At 63.3% G+C, this 25,137-nt stretch carries 18 protein-coding genes; 13 read left to right on the plus strand and 5 right to left on the minus strand.

Translation table 11 applies throughout. The features are described from left to right. Positions 1-10: 10 nt before the first annotated feature. The 12 genes from U1763_RS02910 (at position 11) to U1763_RS02965 (ending at position 13,156) form a co-directional block, all read left to right on the plus strand. Positions 11-856 carry a LysR substrate-binding domain-containing protein gene (locus U1763_RS02910; protein WP_332754029.1) on the plus strand — a complete coding sequence of 282 codons (846 nt, stop codon included), beginning with the start codon at positions 11-13 and terminating at the stop codon, positions 854-856. A gap of 176 nt (positions 857-1,032) precedes the next feature. Then, complete coding sequence (locus U1763_RS02915) at positions 1,033-1,833, plus strand: ABC transporter permease (RefSeq protein ID WP_332754030.1); 801 nt, start codon at positions 1,033-1,035, stop codon at positions 1,831-1,833. 1 nt (position 1,834) lies between these two features. After that, positions 1,835-2,590, plus strand: a complete 756-nt coding sequence (locus U1763_RS02920; RefSeq protein ID WP_332754031.1) for an ABC transporter ATP-binding protein — start codon at positions 1,835-1,837, stop codon at positions 2,588-2,590. Continuing rightward, a complete protein-coding gene (locus U1763_RS02925; RefSeq protein ID WP_332754032.1) occupies positions 2,590-3,204 on the plus strand; it encodes a cysteine dioxygenase family protein in 615 nt (204 codons plus the stop codon). Before U1763_RS02920 ends, U1763_RS02925 begins: the two co-directional genes overlap by 1 nt. Next, a complete protein-coding gene (locus U1763_RS02930) occupies positions 3,201-4,436 on the plus strand; it encodes a rhodanese-like domain-containing protein (RefSeq protein WP_332754033.1) in 1,236 nt (411 codons plus the stop codon). Before U1763_RS02925 ends, U1763_RS02930 begins: the two co-directional genes overlap by 4 nt. A 28-nt stretch (positions 4,437-4,464) precedes the next feature. Further along, a complete protein-coding gene (locus U1763_RS02935) occupies positions 4,465-5,568 on the plus strand; it encodes an LLM class flavin-dependent oxidoreductase (protein ID WP_332754034.1) in 1,104 nt (367 codons plus the stop codon). Further along, positions 5,568-6,587, plus strand: a complete 1,020-nt coding sequence (locus tag U1763_RS02940; RefSeq protein WP_332754035.1) for an ABC transporter substrate-binding protein — start codon at positions 5,568-5,570, stop codon at positions 6,585-6,587. The genes U1763_RS02935 and U1763_RS02940 overlap by 1 nt, the downstream gene beginning before the upstream one ends. Positions 6,588-6,704: 117 nt before the next feature. Then, positions 6,705-9,239: a TonB-dependent receptor plug domain-containing protein gene (locus tag U1763_RS02945; protein WP_332754036.1), complete on the plus strand. Its 2,535-nt coding sequence runs from the start codon at positions 6,705-6,707 to the stop codon at positions 9,237-9,239. Continuing rightward, entirely contained in the window at positions 9,236-10,582 is a 1,347-nt protein-coding gene (locus tag U1763_RS02950; RefSeq protein WP_332754037.1) for an LLM class flavin-dependent oxidoreductase, read from the plus strand. Before U1763_RS02945 ends, U1763_RS02950 begins: the two co-directional genes overlap by 4 nt. Further along, a complete protein-coding gene (locus U1763_RS02955; RefSeq protein WP_332754038.1) occupies positions 10,579-11,250 on the plus strand; it encodes a peroxiredoxin-like family protein in 672 nt (223 codons plus the stop codon). Before U1763_RS02950 ends, U1763_RS02955 begins: the two co-directional genes overlap by 4 nt. Before the next feature lie 153 nt (positions 11,251-11,403). Next, entirely contained in the window at positions 11,404-11,970 is a 567-nt protein-coding gene (locus U1763_RS02960; protein ID WP_332754039.1) for a TonB-dependent receptor, read from the plus strand. A 310-nt stretch (positions 11,971-12,280) separates the two neighbouring features. Continuing rightward, complete coding sequence (locus U1763_RS02965; RefSeq protein WP_332754040.1) at positions 12,281-13,156, plus strand: transglutaminase-like domain-containing protein; 876 nt, start codon at positions 12,281-12,283, stop codon at positions 13,154-13,156. 447 nt (positions 13,157-13,603) lie between these two features. Here U1763_RS02965 and U1763_RS02970 read toward each other — a convergent pair whose 3' ends face one another. From U1763_RS02970 to U1763_RS02990, 5 genes are all read right to left on the minus strand, one after another. Continuing rightward, positions 13,604-15,424, minus strand: a complete 1,821-nt coding sequence (locus U1763_RS02970; RefSeq protein ID WP_332754041.1) for a hypothetical protein — start codon at positions 15,422-15,424, stop codon at positions 13,604-13,606. A 366-nt stretch (positions 15,425-15,790) separates the two neighbouring features. Next, a complete protein-coding gene (locus U1763_RS02975; RefSeq protein WP_332754042.1) occupies positions 15,791-17,671 on the minus strand; it encodes a sensor domain-containing phosphodiesterase in 1,881 nt (626 codons plus the stop codon). Between the two features lie 939 nt (positions 17,672-18,610). Next, positions 18,611-19,648, minus strand: coding sequence for a hypothetical protein (locus U1763_RS02980; RefSeq protein ID WP_332754043.1), 1,038 nt, complete (start codon positions 19,646-19,648; stop codon positions 18,611-18,613). Positions 19,649-19,956: 308 nt separating this feature from the next. Further along, positions 19,957-20,457 carry a hypothetical protein gene (locus U1763_RS02985; protein WP_332754044.1) on the minus strand — a complete coding sequence of 167 codons (501 nt, stop codon included), beginning with the start codon at positions 20,455-20,457 and terminating at the stop codon, positions 19,957-19,959. Positions 20,458-20,459: 2 nt separating this feature from the next. After that, entirely contained in the window at positions 20,460-20,801 is a 342-nt protein-coding gene (locus tag U1763_RS02990; RefSeq protein ID WP_332754045.1) for a Vch_cass14 family protein, read from the minus strand. Between the two features lie 372 nt (positions 20,802-21,173). Here U1763_RS02990 and U1763_RS02995 point away from each other — a divergent pair, with 372 nt between their 5' ends. Further along, positions 21,174-24,989: an anti-phage protein Upx-like protein gene (locus U1763_RS02995; RefSeq protein ID WP_332754046.1), complete on the plus strand. Its 3,816-nt coding sequence runs from the start codon at positions 21,174-21,176 to the stop codon at positions 24,987-24,989. Positions 24,990-25,137: the final 148 nt, after the last annotated feature.

A 25,137-nucleotide genomic window follows, 5' to 3' on the forward strand; every position in this document is an offset into this window, starting at 1 on the left:
AGGACCGATCATGGCCGTCAACATTCCCACCGATGTCGTGCGCAGCTTCGTCGCGATCGTCGATGCCGGCTCGATGCTCCGCGCCGCGGACCGCGTGTTCGTCAGCCAGTCCGCACTCAGCTTGCAGATGAAACGACTGGAGGAACTGCTCCAGGTCGCGCTGTTCCGCCGCGAGGGACGCAGGCTCGTCCTGTCGGTGCAGGGCGAACGGTTCCTGCCGCACGCACGCGACCTGCTTGCGGTCAACGATCGTGCGCTGGCAGCACTTGGCGACGGCAGCCTCGCCGGCCCCGCGCGGATCGGCTTCGTGCAGGATTTCGCGGAGACGTTGTTGTCCGGCGTCTTGTCCGTGTTCGCGTCCAGCAACCCCGACGCCTCGCTCGACGTTCGCGTCGCCGGGTCCGCCGAACTGCTCGATCTGCTCGCGACCGATCGCCTAGATATCGTCCTGTGTATCGGCGAGGACACCGACAAGGCCGCCGTCGCCACCGCCGACATGCACTGGCTCGGCAATCCACGCCTGACCTCCGCAGCGATCCTGCCCTTGGCGGTGCTCCAGAAGCCATGCCGGTTCCGCGATGCCGCGATCGCCGCGCTGGAGGCGGCGGGCAGGCCCTACCGGATCGTCCTGGAGACGCCGAGCCTGTCCGCCCTGCGCGCGGCAGTGACCGGCGGGATCGGTATAACCTGTCGAACCGACGCCTTGATGGGGCTCGATCCGGAGATCCACGACGGGCTCCCCGCGCTGCCCCGCGTCGCCTATGTCCTGCACATCAACGACACGCGACATCCGGTACTCGACCGGCTTCACGACGTCGTCCTTCGTTCGATCGTCGAATCCGCCAGCGCGGATTGACGCTCTTCACGGCCGCAAAGGCTTTCTTTCCCGTTCCCCTAACCTGCTGAGATCGATGCGATTTTTCGCTCGTATTTACATCGCTCATAAGGCTGGCAAGCTATTATCTATTGAACCGATGGGAATTGAAGACGCATTGAAGGCGCTCCGGAAAACGAGCGTCCGAAAGGCTGTCCATGGCGAAGACGTCCCAACGATCCACCGGCCGATCATGGCAGAGCAGGCTCCAGCGTAGCCGCTGGGTATCGCCGATAGCGCTCATGCTGGCCTGGGAAGCGGCGTCCCGGATCGGCCTGATCCCCACCCGTACATTGGCCGCGCCTTCGCAGGTGCTGGGCACGCTGTGGGGCATGATCGTGTCGGGCGAATTGCCCGCCAACCTCGCCGTATCGCTCGGTCGTGCGGCGGCGGGCCTCGTGATCGGGGTGAGCCTCGGCATCGTCCTCGCCCTGGTCGCTGGCCTAACCCGCGAGGGCGAGGCAGCGGTCGACTCTCCTGTGCAAATGCTGCGGACATTGCCCGCGCTGGCGCTGTCGCCGCTGTTCATCGTCTGGTTCGGGATCGGCGAGACCCCCAAGATAGCGCTGATCGCGTTCGCGACGCTGTTTCCGGTTTATCTCAACCTCTACAACGGGATCCGCGGCGTCGACGTCCGGCTGATCGACGCGGGGCGCAGCTTCGGCCTGTCACGCGCGCAGATCGTCACCGACATCGTCCTCCCCGCCGCACTACCGCAACTGCTGGTCGGCCTGCGCTACGCGTTCTCGGTCGCGGTGCTGATCCTGGTCGTCGCCGAACAGATCAACGCGTCGGCAGGTCTCGGCTTCCTGATCAACAACGCGCGCGATTTCATGCGGACCGACATCATCGTCGTCTGCCTGCTCGTCTATGCCGGGCTCGGCCTCGCCGCCGACCAGTCCGTGCGCCTGATCGAAGACCGTGCGCTCGCGTGGCGCCCCAAGCTCGTGGAGGCCTGAAATGAACATCTCGCACATCATCCCGATGCCGCAGCCAGTCCGACCCGTCGTCAAGCTCTCGCGCTTCTCGCGCAGCTTCGGCACCAACACCGTTCTCGACAATCTCCATCTCGAGATCGCACAGGGCGAGTTCGTCGCGCTGCTCGGCCGCTCGGGCTCCGGCAAGACGACGTTGCTGCGGACGCTGGCCGGGCTCGATGCCGCCGATGCGCAGGACGTGACGATCCCCACGTCGCGTGCCGTCGTGTTCCAGGATGCGCGGTTGCTGCCGTGGAAGCGCGTTTGGCGCAATGTCGGGCTCGGCCTGAAGGGCCCGGACGTACGCGACCGTGCAGAGGCGGCGCTGCGTGAAGTCGGGCTCGGCCACCGGCTCGACGTCTGGCCGCTGACCCTGTCGGGTGGTGAGGCGCAGCGCGTGGCGCTCGCCCGCGCGCTGGTCCGCGAACCGAAACTGCTGCTGCTCGACGAGCCGTTTGCAGCACTCGACGCGCTGACCCGCGTAAAAATGCACGGCCTCGTGATGGCGTTGTGGCGGGCGCACAAGCCCGCCGTGTTGCTGGTGACGCACGACGTCGACGAGGCGATCGCGCTGGCCGACCGCGTGCTGGTGCTCGATGCCGGGCGGATCGTCGTCGAGGAACGCATTTCGGTCCCGCGCGGTCAGCGTACCGGAATCGCGACGGCGTTGCGCGAGCGGTTGCTGGGATCGCTGGGCGTCGAACGGGACGAGCCCCTGCCCTTCGTGAAAGCCGAATGATGGCGAGCCTCGTACAACACCGCCCGCGTCTCGACCGCCTGCGCGATTTCGTCACCGGCATCGGCACGCTGCTCGACCGCACCCGCGACGAACGGTCGCTGCTCGAGGAAGGCAGCACGGCGCTGGGCCGGCTTGTCGCGCACGACGACTGGCTGCCGGACGCCTACGCCGCGCCGGACCCGGATCGCTATCGCCAATACCTCCTCCACTGCGACAGCCGCGAACGCTTCTCGGTCGTCAGCTTCGTCTGGGGGCCGGGACAGGCAACGCCGATCCACGACCACCGCGTCTGGGGCCTGGTCGGCGTGTTGCGCGGCGCCGAACTGTCCGAACGGTTCGCGCGCTACCCGGACGGCGGCTTGCACGCAGTCGGCGCGATCGAGCGGCTCGAAGCTGGCGAAGTCGAGGCCGTCTCGCCCTCGGTCGGCGATATCCACCGCGTCTCCAACGCGTTCGACGACCGCGTGTCGATCAGCATCCACCTCTACGGCAGCAACATCGGCGCGGTCGAACGCGCCACCTACGATGCGGCCGGCACTCCGAAGCGGTTCGTGTCGGGTTATGCCAACGCAGTGCTGCCGAACCTCTGGGACCGTTCGGGAACCACCGCATGACTACCCCAACCGAGATCCGCACCGCGCTGCTGCTCGGGCATGAAATCGCGCTGCTCGACGTCCGTCACGAAGCCGCGTTCGCGACCGGACACCCGCTGTTCGCCGCCAATCTCGCCTTCGATCGCGTCGACCTGGAAGCGACGATCCGCCTCCCGCGCAAGGACGTACCGATCGTCCTGTACGATGACCGCGAAGGCCATGTTCCCGCCGCCGCCAAAGCTCTGACCGCCCTCGGCTACACCCAAATCACTACCCTCGAAGGCGGTCTCGCAAGCTGGCGCGCGGCAGGCTTCGAAGTGTTCGAGGACGTGAACTCCTACTCGAAGGCGTTCGGCGAGCTGGTCGAGGCGCGCCGGCACACGCCGTGGCTGGCCGCCGAGGACGTCGCCGCGCTGATCGAGGAGAAGGCCGACATCGCGATCCTCGATGCGCGCAGGTTCGAGGAATATGCGACGATGAACATCCCCGGCTCGACCAGCGTGCCGGGCGCCGAACTCGTGTTGCGCGTCGCGGAAGCAGTGCCCGATCCCGACACGACGATCATCGTCAACTGCGCCGGCCGCACGCGCAGCATCATCGGCACGCAGTCGCTGATCAACGCCGGCATCCCCAACCGGGTCGTCGCGCTGCGCAACGGTACGATCGGCTGGACGCTCGCCGGCCAGTCGCTCGCCCACGGCAGCGACCGCCCTGCGCCGGAAGTACGACAGAGCGACGAGACCGAGGCGACCGCCCGCGCCGTGGCCTACCGCGCCGGTGTAAAACGCCTGACGCCCGCCGAGCTCGCGGTGCTCGAACGCGACACCAGCCGCACGCTCTACCGCTTCGACGTGCGCCGCCCCGACGAATACGCTGCCGGCCACATCGCCGGCTTCCGATCCTATCCCGGCGGGCAGCTGGTGCAGGAAACCGACATCGCCGCACCGGTTCGCGGTGCTCGGATCGTTCTCGCCGACGACATCGGGCCCCGAGCCGACATGACCGCCTCATGGCTCGCTCAACTCGGCTGGGACGTGTTCGTCCTCGATGGCGGATTCGCCAATGGCACTGGGGGCGACCTCGAAACCGGCCCCGGCCCGACGATCCCGCCGGGCGACCCCGCGCACCGGTACAAGCGCCCCTACGAAGGCACCGACAACGCCGCCGCCGCGATGCAGGCCTATCTCGACTGGGAATACGGCCTGGTCGAGCAGCTCGCGCGCGACGGCACGCACGGCTTCTACGTCATCTGATTTCCTCGAATACCACAGGAGACACGTCATGCCCGTCAAGTTCATCGGCTATATCGGTTTCAACGACGCATCCGAAATCCACGGCGTCGGCAAGGCGCGCGGGCTCGACAAGGCCTATGTCGAGGCCGCCGCGATTGCGCAGGAGAAGGGCGGTTTCGACCGCGTGCTGATCCCGTTCGGCTCCGACAGCCCCGAAAGCCAGATCGTCGCCGCGCATGCCGCCGCGATCACGACCAAGCTCGGCTTCCTGATCGCGCACCGCCCCGGCTTTACCCAGCCGACGCTCGCCGCGCGGCAATTGGCAACGCTCGACCAGCTCTCGGGCGGACGCGTCGCGGTCCACATCATCACCGGTGGCGCGGACAGCGAGATGGCGCGCGACGGCGATCATTCGGTGAAGGACGATCGCTACGCGCGCACCGACGAATATCTGGAGATCCTGAAACAGGAATGGTCGTCGACCACGCCGTTCGATCATGACGGGCGTTTCTACAACGTCCGCCAGGCGTTCAGCCAGATCAAGCCGACCAATCTACCCGTGTTCTTCGGCGGATCTTCGCCCGCCGCGATCGATGTCGCCGGGCGCCACGCCGATGTCTACGCGCTATGGGGCGAGACGCAGGCGCAGGTCCGCGAGGCGGTCGGCACGATCCGCCACGCCGCCGCGCGCTATGGCCGCAACCCCGGTTTCTCGCTGTCCTTGCGCCCGGTGATCGCCGACACCGAAGAGGCAGCGTGGAAAAAGGCCGACCAGATCGTCGAAAAGGTCCGCGATCTGCGCGTCTCCGCTGGTGCGGCGACCAGCGGCCACGCACCACCGAACGCCGGCTCGCAGCGGCTGCTCGATACCGCCAACCAGGGCTACCGCGTCGACAAGCGCCTTTGGACGGGCGTGGCGGCACTAGGCGGTGCGCAGGGCAATTCGACCGGGCTGGTCGGCACGCCCGAGCAGGTCGCCGACGCGATGCTCGATTATTACGACCTTGGCATCGACCATTTCCTGATCCGCGGCTTCGAGCCGTTGCAGGATGCGATCGATTACGGGCGTGACCTGTTGCCCGTCGTCCACGAACTGATCGCCGCGCGCGATGCCGAACGCGACCTCGTCGAACCGCAGCGGGCGGTAGGCTGATGCCGGACTGGACGGACGACGAGGGGGTGGCAGCGTCACCGCCCCCTCCGGCGGAAGGCCTGAAGCGCTGGTGGCCGTTGCTGCTCGCGGTCGTGCTCGCGGCAGGCCTGTATGCATGGCTGGGACGCGGCAGTGCGAGCGACGACGTGCTGCACGTCGGCAGCCAGCGCGGCGGCACCAAGGCGCTGATGCTTGCCTCGGGCGCGCTCGACGGTGCGCCCTACCGCGTCGAATGGTCCGAATTCCCCGCCGCTCAGACGCTGCTGGAGGCGATCGGCGCGGGCGCCGTCGATGTCGGGATGGTCGGCGATGCGCCGTTCCAGTTCGCCTATCAGAGTGGCAGCCCGATCAAGGCAGTCGCGGTGCAATCCGCCACCTCGCGGCCGCGCGAGAGCCTCGCGATCCTGGTGCCGGCGCGCTCGCGGATCGTCGATGCCGGCGGGCTTCGCGGCAAGCGGGTCGCGACGACCCGTGGCTCGGTCGGCCACTACCTCCTGCTACGCGCGTTGGATGCGAAGGGACTGAAGCCCACCGACGTTCGCCTGATCTTCCTGGCGCCGGGCGATGCCAAGGCGGCGTTCGATACCGGTTCGATCGATGCGTGGGCGATTTGGTCCCCGTATAGCGGCACCGCGTTGGCCGAAGGCGCGCGCGTCGTCGCCGACGGCACAGACTATCTCAGTGGCTATGCCTTCGACACGGCGAACGCGAGCGCCGCGACGGCCAAGAAGACGATACTCACCGATTATCTGCAACGCGAATCCCGCGCGCTCGACTGGGCCCGCGCGCATCCGCAGGACTATGCCGAGGTGCTCGCGGAGGAGACCGGGCTCCCGCTCGATATCGCGCTGTTTCACGCGAAGCATTTGCCGATGGCGCGCGTACCGGTCGACGCGGCCGTGAAGGCGGAGGAACGCGACGTCGTCGCCCAGTTCCGCAAGGCGGGCGCGCTTGCGGGCAATCGATCGCTCGACGAAGCCTATCTCCCGCTGGACCAGGGACCGCACGATGCCCGGTAAGCTGCGAATGCGGGCCTGACCCGCCCGCGGCCTCACGCCGCCCAGCCAATCGTTTTTACCTCGCGCGCTCCCGCTTCGGCGGGACCGGAGACGCGCGTCTTGCTCACGGACATCATCATGACATCGACCTCCCGCCTGCTCGCCGGTGTCGCCCTCGCGACCTTCGCCTCGCCCGCCTTCACGCAAGAGGCACTGCCTGCCCCCGCCACCACCTTGACCACGCCGGATGCAAGCGGCGGCACCGACGACACGATCGTCGTCACCGGCGTCCGTGGCGGACAGGCGCGGACCGTCGCCGACAGCCCTGTGCCGATCGACGTCATCGGCCGACGCGAGTTGCAGGCGACTGGCCGCACCGGGTTGAAGGAGATCCTCGGCAACATCGTGCCCTCGCTGACGATGCCCGCGCTCGGCGGCGGCGGCACCTCCGCGAGCGTCAAGCCGATCGCGATCCGCGGGCTCTCGGGCGATTACCTGCTCGTGCTGGTCAACGGGAAACGCCGTCACACCACCTCGCTGATCAACAACCTCTCGCGCATCTCGGGCGGCTCCACCCCGGTCGATATCGACCTGATTCCGACCAACGCGGTCGGCCGCATCGAAGTGCTCCGCGACGGCGCGGCGGCGCAATACGGCTCGGACGCGGTGTCGGGCGTCATCAACATCATCCTTGACGACGCGCCGAAGGGCGGGCGTTTCTCGATCACAGGCGGCCAGCAATATTCGAAGGGTGCGCCACTACTCCAGACAGATCTGAGCTACGGCACGCGCCTCGGCGAAGGCGGAGTCTTCCGCGCGGCGGTCGAAGCGAAATACCATGATCGTGCGGACTCGTCGGCGGACGCCGTGCCGCGGATCCTGCCGCTGGTGAACGGCCAGCCCGACCCGCGCGAGGCCGAACTCGATCATGTCTATGCCGGCGGCTACGGCCGGTCGAACCGCGACACGATGGTCAACGGCTCGTACAATGCCGAGCTGCCGGTCGGCGATACGCTGCGCCTCTACAGCTTCTCGACGCTCAGCTACCGCGATATCAGGGACGCGCGCGGCGCCTATATCCCCTCCTCTACCGGCTATGGCGGCCAAGCCAACACCAACGGCCTCAACGTCCTGCCACAAGTGTACCCGACCGGCTTCCAGGCCTATCGCCGGATCAAGGAAACCGATTTCCAGGTCACCGGCGGCGCGAAGGGCGAGCTTGCCGGCTGGGCCTGGGACCTGAGTTCGAGCTTTGGCCGCGACCGCGTCTGGCTCGGTGCGGAGAACACGCTGAACCCCTCGATCGGACCGACCAGCCCGACCAGCTTCTACATGGGCACGCAGATCCAGGACCTTTGGGTCAACAATCTCGATCTCAGCCGCGACGTCGAGGTCGGCCTTGCCAAGCCGCTGTCGATCTCGGTCGGCGCGGAACATCGCTGGGAACGCTTCCAGTCGCGCGCGGGCGAGCCCGACAGCTATCGCAACGGCGGCTACCAGATCCCGGTCGACGACACGCCGTTCGGGCAACTCTATGGCGGCCGCTACCCGTCGCCGGGGCTCGTGTCGTTCACCGGCACCTCCCCCGCCGATGCCGCCTCGCTCAGCCGCACCAATCTGGCCGGCTACGTCGATCTTGCGACCAACGTCACCGATGCGTGGTTCGTCGGCGTCGCCGGCCGGTTCGAGCATTACGACGACAGCGCCGGCAATACGGCAAGCGGCAAGATCTCGACGCGGTACGAACTAGCAAAAGGCCTAGCGATCCGCGGCGGCGTCAACACCGGCTTCCGCGCGCCATCGCTGGCGCAGACCGGCTTCTCGACCACGCAGAACACCACGACCGTCATCGGCAACACGCCGGTCTCGACGATCGCAAAGTTCCTGCCGGTGAACAGCGCCGCGGCGATTGCGCTGGGTGCGCAACCGCTGAAGCCGGAAAAGTCGCTGAACTACACCGCGGGCATCACCTACGAAGCTGGCGCCCTGCACCTCACGCTCGACGCGTATCAGATCCGTGTCGACGACCGCATCGTCAAGACCGAGTTCCTCGGCACGGCGTCGAACGGCGGCACCGCGATCCGCGACATCCTGATCGCCAACGGCGTGACGGGCGTCGACAGCGCACAGTTCTTCACCAACGCGATCGACACGCGCACCCGCGGTATCGATGCGGTCGCGGAATACACGCTACGATCGAGCGGGCTGGGCGCGTTCCGCTTGAGCGCGGCTTATAGCTACAACAAGACCAAGATCCTTAGCATCGCCGACAATCCCGCAGCGCTCAGTTCGCTGAACGTCGTACTGTTCGGCCGCCAGGCGCAGCGTGATCTGGTAGCCGCGCTACCGCGTACGAAGCTGGTCCTGACCAACGACTGGTCACTCGGCCGCGTCCATGCGCTCGCCCGCGCAACGCGCTACGGCCGCTACACCGAGTCGAGCAACGTCGCGAGCGGCGACCGGACCTTCGGCGGCAAATGGGTGGCCGATCTCGATATCGGCTACGACCTGACCGACCGGGTCACGCTGGCGGTCGGCGCCAACAACCTGTTCGACACCTATCCCGATCGTAACGGCCTGATCGCCGCCGATGGCAGCGGTGCCTATGGCGGGTTCGCCCCGTTCGGGCTCAGCGGCGGATCCTATTACGCGCGGGTCGGTGTGTCGCTGTGAGCCGCCAGATGCACCTTGCGCTATTCGTGAGCGCGGACGGCATTCATCATGGCGGCTGGCGTCACCCGCAGGCGAGTGGCGCGGACCAGGGCTTCGGTTTCTACCGCCGCCTCGCTGCACAGGCGGAGGCCGCCAAGCTCGACATGCTGTTTGTCGCCGACAAGCTGGCGGTCGACGATCTCTACGGCAACCACTTCGCGACCACGGTCCGCTACCGCGCGTCGCGCGGGACGGAGCCACTCACGATGCTGTCGGCGCTTGCGGTCACGACCGAGCGTATCGGCCTCGGCGGGACGATCTCGACCAGCTATACCGAGCCCTATCACGTCGCCCGGATGTTCGCGTCGATCGACCATCTCAGCGGCGGTCGCGCGGCATGGAACGCGGTGACATCGGTCAGTGACGCCGAGGCGCATAATTTTGGCCGCGCCGAGCATTACGACCACGCGACCCGCTACGCGCGGGCCGGCGAATATCTCGACGTCGTCCGCCGCCTTTGGGATACGTGGGAAGAGGACGCCATCGCGCCCGACAAGCGTGCAGGGACCTATGGCGATCCGACCAAGGTCCATTACGCTGACCATGCGGGAAAATGGTTCGACGTGAAGGGCCCGCTGTCGCTGCCGCGTCCACCGCAAGGCCACCCGGTCCTGATCCAGGCCGGCGCATCCGGCACGTTCCAGGATCTCGCGACGCGCAACGCCGAAGTGGTGTTCGCGGTATATCCCGACATCGATCGCGCCAAGGCGGGATATCGCAGCTTCAAGGACGACGTCGCCGCCGCCGGACGATCTCCGGACGCGGTGAAGATTCTGCCCGGCATGGTGCCGATTATCGCCGACAGCGACGATGCCGCCGCCGACCTGCTCGGCGAACTCGACGCGCTGGTCGAGCCGCTGGCAGGACTGAGCTTCATGTCGGGCAGCATGAACTACGACCTCGCCGGCCACGCGATCGACGAGCCCGTCCCCGACATCCGCGATCTGGTCCGGGGCAGCAAGGGCCGCTTCCACTACGTCATCGGCAAGGCGATCGACGAAGGATGGACGTTCGCGGACCTCGGCCGCTGGTACGGCTCGAGCCTGTCGTTCGCCAAGATGGTCGGCAGCCCGCGCACCGTCGCCGACGAAATGGAACGCTGGCTGGTCGAGGAGGCATGCGATGGGTTCGTCGTCATGCCTGCGTTCATGCCAGCCGGCGTCGACCGAATGCTGCACGATGTAGTGCCCCTCCTCCAGGCTCGCGGCACATTCCGACGCGAATATGAGGCATCGACGTTGCGCGGCCATCTCGGCCTCGCGCACCCCGGCAACAGCTTTCACCGCCAAGGAGACCGACCATGACCGAGTCCGTTCGTGCCGCACTGGGCATGCTCCAAGCCGAACGCGACTGCAGCTGGACACCCGCTCAACTCGCCCTCAACGCGACTCAACGGCGCGACCTTGTGGAGAGTTTCGCGACGCGCCGCGTGGTCGAAGCGGGGGATACGATGCCCGATTTTGCGCTCGACAGTCTGGACGGCACGATCATTCGCCGCGATGCGCTGATTGCCGTCGGACCAGTGGTATTGATCTTCTTTCGGTTCGCGGGCTGCCCAGCCTGCAATATCGCCCTGCCGGTGTATCAGCGCGCGCTGTGGCCGAGCCTGCGCGATCTCGGCGTCCCGCTCGTTGCGGTCAGCCCGCAGGTCCCCTCGCTGCTTGCGGACATCCAGAAGCGACACGCGTTCGACTTCACGATCGCCAGTGACCGCGACAATGCGCTCGCGCACCGGTTGGGGATCGTCTTCGAGGCGAATGCAGCGACACGTCAGGCCGCTGCGACGCCGTTAGGCACGGTAACCGGAACGGCCACCTGGGAACTGCCGTTTCCAACCGTACTCCTGATCGGCAGGAACGGCACCGTCCAATGGGCCGATGTCTCACCCGACTGGATGCAGAGGACCGAGCCAAGCGCGATTCTCAATGCCGTGCGATCAAGTGAGTCACTGAACCAGCGTCCGAGCGCGTGATACCGCGAGTAGGGGATCCACGGCAGCTTCCCGGGATAAAGTTCGCGACGACCCATTGAGCCAGTCGGCAGCCGGGTCGTGTCGCCAACCGGCGTTATCACGCTTCTGACAGCCAACAAGCTGGCACGGAGCCATTCCGAACCGGTTCGGGGCATGACGGTCGCCTTGGATGGGTACCGCATCAATCTGCGCGACCTCATCGGTCTTACGGCGCCGTTCATCGTCACGGCAGCGGACCTGGCGGCGCAACCGGCGCTACTGCCGGTCGGCATAGGTGGTCAGGTTCAGTACTTCACCAATGGCTTCAGGACCCGCACGCAGGGCGTCGATGTCGTCGGGACGTACCGAACGAAGGTGAGCGATGCGCTGCTCAAATTCTCGCTGGCGTATTACTGCAACGACACCAAGGTGACCGATTACGACGCCCGGATAATCAGTGTCGCGCAGCTCATCAATGCCGAGAAGCTCGCGCCTAGGCACCGCGTCGTGTTCAATGCAAACTGGTCCCCCGACAATCTGAGCTTCAACGTTCGCGAGAACTATCACAGCTCATTCACCAGTGCCCAAAATTATGGCCAGACCAACGGCGTCGCGAACCAACCGTTCGACGGCGAGTTCACCATCGTTCGGGAAATGGACCACACCATCAAATACTTCACCCTATCGGTCGGCGCTCAGGATTTCATCGACGGGCATCATGATCGCTTTACTCCTAGCTAGACGATGCAGATCTACCCGCTCACCGGTGACACCTCGGATGGTCAGGTCTATCCGCCTATTGGCGGTCCGTTCGGCTTCTTCGGAGAGTTCTACTACACCCGTCTACGCGTGAAAATCTGAGATGTGATGAAGCAGGTGAACTCGATTTACTGCTTACGACTTTAGAATGCGTACGTGTCGCACGGGACATTCTCGCACGCACGCGTCGCATTACGCGGGAACAGGCAACCACTCCGCCCCCCGCTGGTTTATTGTAAACATCATCGGCGGCCGGTCCGGTTCATCGCGGGTACTTTCTCGACGAGGCACTATGCTCATCCAAGCTGGCTATACCCTGACCTTCGAATGCAATGCCCCGACGCCTGTCATCGCCATGCTCAATCTCCACCCATCGCGACTGGCAGATTTGCGATCACCCTACGAAACGTCCATCGGCGCGGCGACCGATCGGGAAGACTACCGTGATGCGTTCGGCAATATCTGCACCCGCCTGATGCTGCCAACCGGCATCACGACGCTGTCCTGCGACTTCGTCATTGAGGATAGCGGCAAACCCGATCCCCAGTATCCCGCGGAACAACATTCGATCGAGGAACTTCCGGCCGAGGTACTGACCTATCTATTTGGCAGCCGCTACTGCGATACCGACCGCCTTACGACAGAGGCTTGGCGCCTGTTCGGCGAAACCGTGCCTGGAGCGCCGCGGGTCCGCGCGATCGTCGACTTCGTTCACCAGCGGATCACCTACGGGTACTGCTACGCCCGCGCCACACGGACCGCCTACGACGCTTACGAGGAACGGGTTGGCGTCTGTCGCGACTTCGCGCATCTGGCAGTCGCTCTGTGCCGCTGCATGAATATCCCGGCGCGGTACTGCAGCGGCTACCTTGGCGACATCGGTGTGCAGCCCGTCGATGTCGCGATGGACTTCCACGCCTGGTTCGAGGTGTATCTCGGTAATTCGTGGCATGCATACGATGCGAGGCATCGAATTCCACGTATCGGCCGCATCCTGATGGCAGCGGGTCGCGACGCGGCCGATACTGCCCTTACCACTGCTTTCGGCTGGGCGGACCTCGTCCGCTTTGACGTTCACACGGATGAGATGTCAGAGCTTACGCCGCGAATCGTATCGCGTCATGCTCCCCTCCTGCCGCACGACGGCATCCTGGAACTTGTCGTCTAGTCTAGCGACCCTGGCGTAACTGGACTGTCACAGTCCTGGTCGCTTTAGCTGGTAGGTGCCGGTCGGTCGTTCTGCATGCATGCGGATAGATCTTTCTTAACGGACGAGCCTCGTCGTGTCCGGATCGGGGAAAGCGCCGCTTTGCATGACTTGGTGGTCGGGACCGTCATTTCGCAGCGGAAATTAGCAATCCTATAATCGGCCGAAAGCCAAGATAGAACGGTCAGGCGCATATCCGAACTGCTGCGTTGCACCGCTGATTTGAAGAAGCCAGCTTACGCGTTCACGAAAAGGGAGACCGGTTTGTTCCCGTTGCTAGCCTGCATAGCCATCGGCTGATGCTCTTGGCGCTCGTCCCTGACAATGCCGTCTCTATATTCAGGCTAACTACTGCGGCGAGGAAGCGACGTGGCTTGATCGCGCGCGTCGCATCAACACAGTCCATCGCTATCTGGCCCCACGTCCGAGCCGACGATCGGGATCGACAGGTACCTTTCGCACCTCCAGATAGACCAGTACCGTCGCGCGGTCACCCGCCCCGTTCTCCGCTTTCGCAATCGCCTCGTCGCGCGGATCGCCGGTCCAGAGTCCTATGACGTCATCGACGAGCCAGTCGGCAAGATCGCGTCCGCCGATCGCGAGTACGTTCAAATCAAGCGTCTTTGTATCAACTTTCCCATAACGCTCGACCAACTGCCTGGCGGGGAGCACCGGGAATGTACGATGCCTCGTAGGCGGGATGATATTCAACACGAACGCCGACTCTGTCTGCGACGCTAGCTGCCGCAACTGTTCGATCTCCAACTTGAGGTGATCGAGTTCATATTCGTCTCCCCGAAGGGCGCGCTTCGCCTGAATAAAGATCGCCCGTTCAGCAAAGGGCGGTTGATCGTTCTCGATAGCCCTCATGACGATAGCCACGTCGGTAGAAAATCTACCAGTCGGCAGGAGTCCTGGCGAGCCCTCTTCCTTCTTACCGATCACACGGTGCCTGATGGACACGATCAAGCGTCGCGCATCGCTCCGCTCATGGGCGAGAGCGGCTGCTCGTTCGTTCAGATCCTCGCACTTCGTTTCGATACGTTCGAGGAGTCTGCCGACAAGATTTTCTTCGCCGCTGGAAGCCGTAGCCGGCACCTTCTGCGCGAAAGTATCACACGCGTTCCGGAAGGTCTGCCTCAACAGGTTCTCCAGCGCGGGATCATCGATCCATGTGCGTCCGGCATCGGACCTCGCCTCGAGAACCTGTTCTGCTGGAAAAGTATGGGTCAGGAAAGCATCGAAGAGGTTCGGCGATCCATGATACGCATCGCGCGCGGACCGGGCCCGATGCACCACCAGCGCCGAATTATGCATCTCAAGACTGCGGAGTACTTCGGGAGCGGTCGGACCATTGATCTCGATCGCCGTGAACTGAACGAATCTGTCGTCCTTTTTGAAAGCAAGCCAGAGGAGGGCTTCGGTTGCAGCAATCCTCAGCTGCTCGTCGGTCTCCAACAGCTCTGCAAGCTTCCTCCGCCAAGCCGTGCGAGTACCATCATCGGCGCCATCGAGCACATTCGAACTCAGCGGAGGTCCGGCGCGAAGAGGCAGTTGTCGAAGATGCTTGGCGACCGCCGCAATATCGTTGTCCTCGACGCCATCGACGGAGGGGGACCACAACGCGATCATCAGCTTGTCGCGAACCCCTGTTCCGAGCCAAAGCTTCAGCACTTTCGCAATCTGGTCCGAATGTCGGGTCCATCCGTGCAGGAGAGCTTGCTCGATCAAAACGTCGGCTGTGATAGCCGAACCGGTCAACATGGTCAGGTTCAGGTATTCGTGATGTGGATCTCGACTCTCGACGAGCTTTTGGATGGCGGTTCGGATCAGATCCTCGTCGGCTGCTAGTCGTGGGTATCTGGCCAGACAATGTCGAAGGTCGTGATCCGTCAGAACATTTTTCGACAAACCTTCCTTGGCCCGCTTTATCGCCGTCGGCCTGACCTCCTTCCAATGCAAGTCGAGCCAAGCGTCGAAGGCGACGATCAGCTTCGATTTAAACTCCGTTGGCATACGCGACGCCGTCGAGCGGAGGCGTTCGTACCGATCAACCGTCAGCCGAAAACTCGGAAGGTCGCGGCAAAGTATTGGAACCAGATGCTGCCAATCATACTGCCGTAAGTTTTCTTTCATGTCGGACGCATATGTCGATAACTCGCTACGAATAATCAGCGCTCGTACCGCCTGCTCGATAGTGATTTCGATGGCATCGTCTTTTACACGCACGATTTGCTCCCGAATAGCGGACTCCACAAATGTCAGTGAAGTGCGAAGTGAGTTTGCTGAGTGTCCCGCTAATTTATCATGAATGCTCCTTCACGAAGGCCTGGTCGAATGCGGGTCGCCGTCAGATTGGCCACGTATCCGGTCCACTGATCGACCCATTTCCATGTTGGTTAACGCACGCGAACTCGGGTCGAAGATCGTGTGGTGTTCGCGCTCGACTCCAATGCACGATTGATCGATAGACCGGCAACATGGTCTTGCGAAGAATGAATTCGGGTCCTGCCTCGACGCCAATTCACAATTCGATGCTGACGAATCCTACGTCTTGCCGGTAAGTCCTTCAGCGGTCTCAACGCCGATGAGCAATTAGCCCGAGCCCGATCGCGACGATATCGGCGGTCGCGCAATGCCCTGTGCATGCTCCATAAGAAGGGCGGTGGTCGTTTCCCGATCGACCGCGGGTGAGAAGATGTACCCCTGCCCCAGCTCACAGCCGATAGCGCGAAGCTGTTCAGCTTGTTCCTCAGTTTCTATTCCCTCGGCGACGATCCTTATGCCCATTTTCTTCGCGATGCGGATCAGGCCTTCTACAATGGTCACGCTGACGCCATCGGGTTCCAGGTGGTCAACGAACATCTTGTCGATTTTAATGATATCGACGGGAACCGTGAGCAGGTGCGTCAGCGACGCAAAGCCCGTCCCGAAGTCGTCCAGCGCGACCCGTATGCCGTCAGCGCGTAGTGCCCTGATCGCTTGCTGTATCGCCTGGTCGCCACGCCCCATGTACACCGTCTCGGTCACCTCGAGGATGACATGATTGAGAGGGACCCGCTCGCGCTCGAACGCTGCGGACAGAACCTGTCCCACGGCACCGCCACTCAAATCCGCAGACGAGACGTTGATACCGACGTGTTGGAACGGAATACCCAAATCCAGCCATCGGCGTAGGTCAGCCGCGACAAGCGCCATCATCCTGGCAGTGAGCGAGGTCGCAACCTGCGCGTCGGCAGTCGCCTCATGAAAGGAGGCGGCCGAAACCAGATTGTCGCCAATGCGCATGCGGCAAAGCGCTTCCAGTCCTACGACCTCCCGCGTGTCCAGTCGGAAGATCGGCTGATAATGCGCCTCGATCCGGTCCTCCCGCAACGCCGCGCTCAAGTCCCTGATCGCGCCCATACGCCGCGTCATTTTCGAGCGGAGCCCTGCCCAGTATCGTACGAAGCCGCCACGACCGGTTTCCTTGGCGTGGTAAAGAGCAAAGTCGGCATTCTGCCGAACACTCCCCACCCCGGCGTCGTCCGGTGAGAATGTAGCGCCTCCGATGGTAGCGCGCGGAACGATGCTATGCCCGCCGCAATCCGCAGCGACCGAGAGCGCGGCTAGAACGTCATCAGCGATCTTTTCCAGATCACGGAGGGCCTCAGGAGCTTGGAGAATGACTGCAAATTCGTCGCCTCCGACGCGAAACGTTCGCCCGGGGCTGACCGCTGCCGAGATCCTGTCGCTGGCAACCTGAAGAAGCTCGTCACCCGCATGATGCCCGAACGTGTCATTCACGACTTTCAGATTATCGAGATCCAATACAAACAGGGCCCAAGTGCCGACCGCGGCGCCTTCCAGTTTCGAAAGAGCGGCATGATATGCGGCCCGATTGGGGCAACCGGTCAAGGCGTCGGTAAAAGCCCGCCGCTGGTGCTCGAGGACACGCTCATGTCGCTCGATAGCGATTTGCGTGAGGTGAACGCAGTTGGCCACCACATCGCGCTCAAAGTCAGTCGGCCCTCGCGCGCTGCGATAGTAAAGAGCAAATGTCGCGATCACGCGACCGTCTGCATCACATATCGGACTGGACCAGCATGCACGGAGCCCGTGTGGCAGCGCAAGGTGTTTGAACTGCGCCCATCGAGCATCGGTCTCGATATCAAGGACCGTGATATCTGTTTTGAGATACGCGGCAGTTCCACAAGAACCGGCTAACGGCCCGACGGACAGTCCATTCAGAGCTTGGGAATATGCTTCCGGAAGGCTTGGACCGGCAAGCGGATGAAGCAGGCCTGCCAGATCGACAGTAAGAACCGAGCACGTCACCTGAGGAAGGATCCGTTCAACTTCGGTGCAAAGCATGTTACCTGTGGGTGCGAGGCGAGTACCCACGGCAATCATCTTCAATATGGCGTTCTGCAGCTGAATCAGTACGCTTACTTGAGTATTACTCTCTTGATACTGATCTTTTTTAGGAGGATGCATAGAGATTAGGTTTACCGGACGGCGAGTTTAAATTAATTTAAACTCGACCTACAGACGGTCGATTAAAAGATCCATTTTGGATTTGATTATTACTCACACCAGTTTATTTAACTCTGTAGCCTATATTTGGTCCATGATATCAATGGTGTAATCACAGACTGGCCGATTTTTCGCGATGATCATAAGGGACCTGAGCGCGTAAGCACGTAGCGAGACGGATCTCGCGGCCATGTGGGTCGCATCGGTTCAGCGACCCCAGTTCATGAACCGACATAGCACGCGACCTACGACATTGTCCCCGGGTGCAGGCTGCTCCAGTTACGAAACTCCTTCGATGGTTCTGATGCGCGCAGCGTCTAGGCAATCCTGATTCACGCCGGAGAAGAAGCGCCCGTGATCCGTGACTGCCTCCTTCCGATCGTGCATGCGTCCGTCATCGAGGACCTGCAAACGACCTTCGCCATCTCAATGGCCTTCCGAGCCGCGAAGGCGTGCCCTCGGCATTCGTCCTGCGCAAGATCAACGATCGGACGAGCTGCCGCGGGCTGATCGCCGTGGCACCAACGCCGAGGGACACGGCGTTGTGATCCCGGTCGCCTTCCGGCATCTGCGACTAAAATAGGGAACATCTGGAGACGGCGACCAGCTAACCCGGTCTTGGTACCGTGAAGTGCGATCACCCTGCCCAAGGCCTTTGACACGCTGTTCGTCGCGCTCATGGCGGAGTCCGAGCCGGATCTGACTTCTCCGGAGATCGATGACGTCACGAGCGCGATGGCGGAGCGTATGAAGGCGGCTCGCGTCACCTAGCCGGAGATACGTCTGCGGCGAATGCAACCAGCCACCGCTTTCAGGAGGCGGCGAAACACTTGGTGAGAAGAATAGGGAAGGTGGCCGCCGCTGAAGGAGGTTCCCGCCATAGCGTGCGACGCTGCGTAGTCAGTTCGACAATGCCGGCGCGGGCCCGTCGGCCGTATCCCACACCCAGCCGTGCGGTTCCAATTCGACAGTGAGATGCGCCCGCGCGCGCGTCGGTGCGGCGGGCATCTCTACACCAAGCGGATCGAGATAGCGCTTCGTAATCCGCCGTCCCGCACAAGGCGCGAATGACGCGTTCTCAAACGATGGGCCTGACACCAGGTTTGCCGATCCACTCAGTATCTCGCTCCGCTCGCCCACCCCCGCGTAGAACTTCGCGTGAAAGTTCTGCTTGCGATTGCCTGCCGAAATCATCCTGTTCTCAAGACCGAACTTCGCGATGACATCGTAATCGATGCCCGCTTCCTTCAAAGCCGCCTTGTAGGCCTTGTAGGCCGCCGGACGGGTCAGCAGGAAAGTTCGATCTGGATCGAGGAAGCCGAGCAGCCTCTCCCAGATCTGCAGCTTCTGTTCCTCGGTGCTGTATCCATGACCGAAAAACGGAACAGCTATCACGATCTGATCGCAGAAGAGCCGCCAGCGTACGATGAGCTTCTCAATCGCGTTCATCAGATAGGTCTTGCTGAAAATACCTGTAAGGTCTTCGGAAAGGTCGGCGCCTGACACGTCCGCGAGTAGCATGGCCTCAGCAGCAGGCGCCATCGATCCATCCGTTTTGAACGGGTGGTAGAACAGCGCGCGATGCTCCTCGCCACAGTTGCAGCTGACAGGCACGCCAACGACCGCGTGGTCCACCGCTCGCATCCTCGACCTCGCAAGGTACATGTTCATTGCGGCGTTCAGTTGCGAGGCGACCGCCGGATGGTGCTTCGTTAGGGAGGCAAAGGCCGCCTGCTCAAGATTCTCCCCGTTGCGGGAGCATCGGTAGATGGGTTCGCTCGCGTAATCGAACAGCGGCTGCTGCCGGTTGAGGTCCAGATTGTGGACGGCCCCCTCGCTCGCCCGCGACGCGCTGCCGCCGTACGGCTTAATGTCATCATAAATATCGACGACGTTGCACGCCTTCGCGTCGGATTGACGCGGGTTTTGCAACTGCACAATGAATTCCTCGGGGCATTTGGCGCAACGAATGAGCCAGGACCCGAAGTCGTTATCGAGCGGAAACGTTGTCTCACTGTAGTGATGAGGCGTCTTGCAGACGGGGCAGAGCGCCACGTGCTTCCGGAAACTAGAACCAATCATACCGTTCAAACCAATCCTGACAATGCAGCGCCAGAGCCGCCCTATACTCACGCGAAACCCGGCCGGTCGTGGTGATCTTCGCTCGCCTCTAGGGACTCACGAGCCCGCCGAGCGGGTGAACGAACCGGCTACCGCGGGACGGCTGGCATCGTTCGAGCCTACGTCTAGTGCTGAATGGCTCCGCGAAAGGCGACGTCAGATTCGGCTTCGGCCAAGTGACCATCCCAGAACTCGATGGCTTTGTGGAAGAGCGGCATTATCAGCCGACCATCAGCATCGCGGGCCTTGGCTGCGTCGAACGAGGCGAGGAGAGAAACCATGCCGGGTACGGTTGGGTCAATCGTCACCGCGACGTCGCCGAAAGCGTCGTTGGAAAGCTCAAGCCCACCCCTGAACTCCTTGAGCAGCGCGTTTCGATTGGGTTCGATGAAGTCGGCGAAGATCGGCTCACGACGCCAGGCCTTCCATTGGTGGGCGCTCCAGCGGCGCCTCGCCTCATCGGTGCAGTCCATCTTGTCGAACACGTGTCCAACGGAGCGAAGCATAGCGACGATCGCGACGTACTGCGATTGCCGCACGGCAATCGGCTGCATCTGGCCATCGTCCCGGGCGAAGCGCGCCACCAGGTCCTCTACGTAGTTCAGCTGGGCGCGGGCGACGAGCATGCTCAAAGGGCCCGAAAAGCGATTTCGACGTCGGCGGCGGAATCACCATCGTCGAACGAATGAAGGACCGCACCGGTCTGGGTGCGGTCCCTGATCTCGATCTTCTCGGAGTCGTGGTTGTAGGCGAAGACATACGTACGCCCTGAGATCGTCGCCCATAGCATGTTGGCTGGCGCTCCGGCGAAGCGACGAATGCGAATCGATCCCGGCTCGCCTCTCCAGATGATTCCTCCCAACAATGCCAAGGCAATGCCCTTAACCCGGCCCGCGTGGTGATCGGCGCGATCCATCACGCCGGCCGCATACACCTGGAGCTCTTCAACGTCCTTCGCAGTTATGGCCATCTTCCCGTCCCTCCCCAACACTCGAACACCCAACGTGCCGATTAGCGGAATGCAGGCCGGTTAGTACGGGAAACGCGACCGATGTGGTTTGGATCGTCGCGAGCGCAGTCGAGCGGCAGCGACCGCGGACCTCATTGACCCGCGGTGGGTGGGCATGTGCGAACGTCCGCCCCGCGCCAACGACCGCCATCGGGTTCCGCGGTAGCGACGTGGTGGCTCGCCCACATCGCCAGGGCCCGTGGCAGCGAACCGAGCGTCGTCATCGCAACGAGCGCGCCGATACGCACGAGGTGCTACCCATCTTTCCCTTCAAAGCGGATTTCGCATGCCGAGTACTGGACGATCGAACGCACGCCGTCGCATCCTGCGGTCGTGACAATCATACCATTCGCCGACGCCGCCTCCGCCGGCGCAGTAGATCCTGGCAGGGTCCAGCGCGCCGCGTTCGGGCTGGAGAACCTGATGCCGTTGCCGACGACACCTCTGGAAGCGTCAATCCGCAACCAGCAGATGACTAGGCGCGTCGCGCGCTGGGACAAGCACGCCGCCCTTTCCGCACTCGCCGCACTACAGCTGGATCCGCAGCTCCACGTCCACGCGGTCCGCTTGTACTGGGCGAGCCGATTAGTCGCCGGACTAGCCGTCGGCGACACGCAACCAAACCGCGCCGACCTGCTGCGCTTCCTCAACTCAGACCTTGGCAAGGCGGACGTGTCGAGACTCGAGGACCCATCGGAGGACTTGTTCGTCCAGACCGTACCCACGAGACAGGGCGACAGGCGACTGCTTTGCGGAACCTGGGCACACCCTGCGTTCTATACCGAAACCCTCCTTGAAGCAGCCGAGCGCATAGCAGTCCAAACCGACGAAACCATCCTAGCCTCGGTCCATGCGCTGCTTCGGCTCTCGGACGTGATCGCCGCACGCGCCGGACTCGACCGCCGGGTCGCGGGAGGCGGGAGACAGTGGAAGGACGTTCCGGTCCCCTCGACCGCCAGACTCATGTCGTCGTCGGCCAGCGTCGAGTGGTCGCGGGCGGACATGGCCGAAGCCGGGCTGGAGATGGGCCTTCTCGATCGCTTCGTGAGCGAGGACAACGAGCTTTCAAGCACGATGACGGAGAGGCCCGGATGCGCCGCCTTCGACATGCGACCGCTGCTTCGCACGAGGACGGGCATTCTCCTGGCAGTCCCCAGCACCCTGAGCCTGGCGGCACGCGCGGCGATCGTGGACCACATGCTGGCCTCCGACCGTGAAGCCGAAATCGCCGAAGCCCTACTTGCGGTCCAAGCGGAACGCCTCGCCGAGTCCGGCTTCGTACGGCTCGATGACGTAGCGACGAGGTTGAACCTCGGCGAACCAACACGTTCGATCGTACGCGAGGAGTCGCCCGGGCGACACGTTCACGTCGAGCAGACCGCAGGCCAGTTTTCCGGCTGGCGCGAACACGGCTTCGGCGATCTGGCGCCGGCCAACCAGGCACGTCGCGCGCGGATCACGACATCGATGCTCTCTGCCCGACATGCTTGCGCCCCCAGACCTGGCTTCATCACCGGCACGACGATCTACCTCATGGGAAGCTGGGGTCCCGGAGAGATCATCGAGTTCACCCGGCCCCAGGAACTTCGCGGATGGCGGTTCGCCGGGATCGACGTCGCGGATGCGATCGCACTGGGAGGCGCAAAGGACGGCTCGCTCCAGGATCTCTGGCGGCTCGAGGTCCTGGAGGACATGGTGGAAAACCTCGGTTTCGAGCTCCGAAACCTCAGTGGCCCGCTTAATCTCCACGAATGGTGGCGCCAGACCGACTTCGCACTCGTGCCACAGGGCGGCCGAGACCTTGTGCCGCCAATGAGCGTAGTCATACCGACCGACAGCCTCTTCGCGGCACGACAGCGCGCAGCTCTAGCCTTCGATCGCCGGAGCGCGCTCCTGCCCGATGGCACCTGGCGAACGGTGGGGCGCCTGGATCCGCATGCCGACTTCGGTGTCCTCGAGCCGATCTACGCGTCCTACGACGAGGTGCGCCGCGGCATGCTTCTCGGCGTCGTGCTCGACGGGCCAATGCCGATCTGGCTGAGCATCCGCCACCAACCAGGCGGCGAAGGCTTCAACGACGGATATCAGAACTGGAAGGCCGCGCTGCATTGGATCGCCCTGATCACCGACCTTGTCCACGTCGATGGATGGGACGTAGGGCAACCAGTGCTCATCGAACTCGAACTGCAGGCCGTCGACGCTCTAATCGACGATCCGCCGAACGACGTCGAACTCGACGGCGCAATCAGCTTCACCGCCGATCCGGGGTCCCGTACTGCACATGTCCATGCGTCAGGGCGTTGGCAGCAAGGCGCACGCAGGGTCGAGAACCGGGCGGAGGTGGCGCTCGCCGCCGCAATGCTCGATGCCATCCAGACGGCAGCTGGAGCAGCGATAGACCGATCGTCGGCGCTTAAGCGAGTTATAGGCAAGGTTGCATCGCCACATGTGAGGTGGCGCCACGCCTACTATCCCGACCGCGTCGCCGATCGACTTCGCTTGCACCACATCATCGCCCAACGGTTCCGGCCAATCCCCCGCACCGCCGTTTCCATCGTCAAACATGGTCATGCGCTCGGACTGGGACATCTGGCGGGCGAAGTGGTTCAGGGTCGCGAGAAATGCGCAACGCTGCTGAAAGCCCTGCACGCGCGGTCGCTCGAACACCTCCTCATATGTGTCGCGCACTACGACCGACGGGAACTGGTCACTTCCGCCCTGTCGCTGCTACAGGCAAGCCTCGCGGACGAACAGCACTGGGCGGTGACCGCGCGGGCGCTCCGCGCCATTCACGGAGAGGACGCCGACCGAGACGTCAGTCTGGAACACCGCAATGCAACCAACGCCAACCTGCGGGCCTGCGCCATGCTGGCAGAGGTCGCGGCGTCCCACGCCCCTTCGCAAGGCGGCAGCGGGGTCGGCGGCATGGATCTCGACGAGCTACGCGCCATAGCGCTGCAGCACTTCGGCTACTGCGAATTGCTACCGGCCTTATTGGGCGACCGCCTGCCAGCGCGTCTGGTAATAAGCCCTACCGGTGATCTGCTCTACGATCACACCTTTGGAGAAAGCACTCTAGCGCCGAGCGCGACAACGATGCACCTGGAGACCCGGGAGCGGGACATTGAGCGCTACGATGAGAGGGTGGCCATTCCCCGCGCGAGCGAGGTCACGCTGCAATCGGATCTGACCGCAGCCTTGGAGGCCGAATTCCGATCGAAGCTTGCCACGTTCGGCGACCTGAGCGCTGCCACGGGCGAGATCGCCATCACCGAACGCCGCGACGTGTTGATACTCCGCCGTTCCGAACTGATACACCGCCTCAAGGCATCGGGCCTCGGCGGCGGCGAAGAGATCGAGCCCCTGATCGATCGCCTGACGTTGCGATCGCGCGATGGCTGGAACGACATACCCGCCGACGCTTTACTCAACGACTACGATCTAGGCCGGTTCGACCGCCCGCAGTCGATCATAGGGCGGCCCCTTGTTGCAATCGACAACGAGCCGGATCCGTCGATCGCCGTAGCTCCAGCCGTCGTCGAACGCTCTGCCGTCCACAATCTCGCAGGCGCGTATGACGGTGGTCTCCAGGACCGCTTCTGGTCCAGCAGCGCCATGCGCAGCCACGTCGGACGCGCCTCGAACGCCGCTGGCAACGCCTTCAACGCGACCGTCGCCAACGCGCTCGTCGCCTTGGGACTTGACGCCGCGCCCGAGGTCACTCCCTGGGCAGCGCTCAACCAGAAAGCGACGCCGGAAATGAAGCTGCTGGGCGACATCGACGTGCTGGCGTTCAGCGAGGATCGCAAACACGTCTGGGTGATCGAGGCAAAGGACATAAAGCTCTGCCGGACCCTTGCCGAAACCACTCGCCGGCTATCCGAATATCGTGGCGTGCCCCGGCACGACGGCAAGCCTGACAACCTGATGCGGCACTTGAACCGCGTGACCCACGTCCGGCAGCATGTAGCGGCCCTTGCCCGACGCTACCGGCTACCGACCGCTCCCCAAGTCCATGGCCTGGTCGTGGTGGACTCGCCTCAGCCGATGACGTTTGTCGAAACAAACCCTTCTTCGGATGCAGTTTTCATCAGGCTCAGGGACATCGGCAACGTTAATTGGGGCACCGCCCTCAAGAGGCGGCTCTGACATCGATCCGGATAGCCATCGTCTTTCACTGCGGCGACCGCACGAGTCGCAAGATGGATTGCCCCATGCCGGGTATGAAACGCCGGATCTCGTAGAGCGTCAGCCGGATGATAATCAAAACACGAGGCCATTCCAGCACGGCATCGAG

The sequence above is a fragment of the Sphingomonas sorbitolis genome, from assembly GCF_036663875.1.
In the GTDB taxonomy this organism is placed as follows: Bacteria; Pseudomonadota; Alphaproteobacteria; order Sphingomonadales; family Sphingomonadaceae; genus Sphingomonas.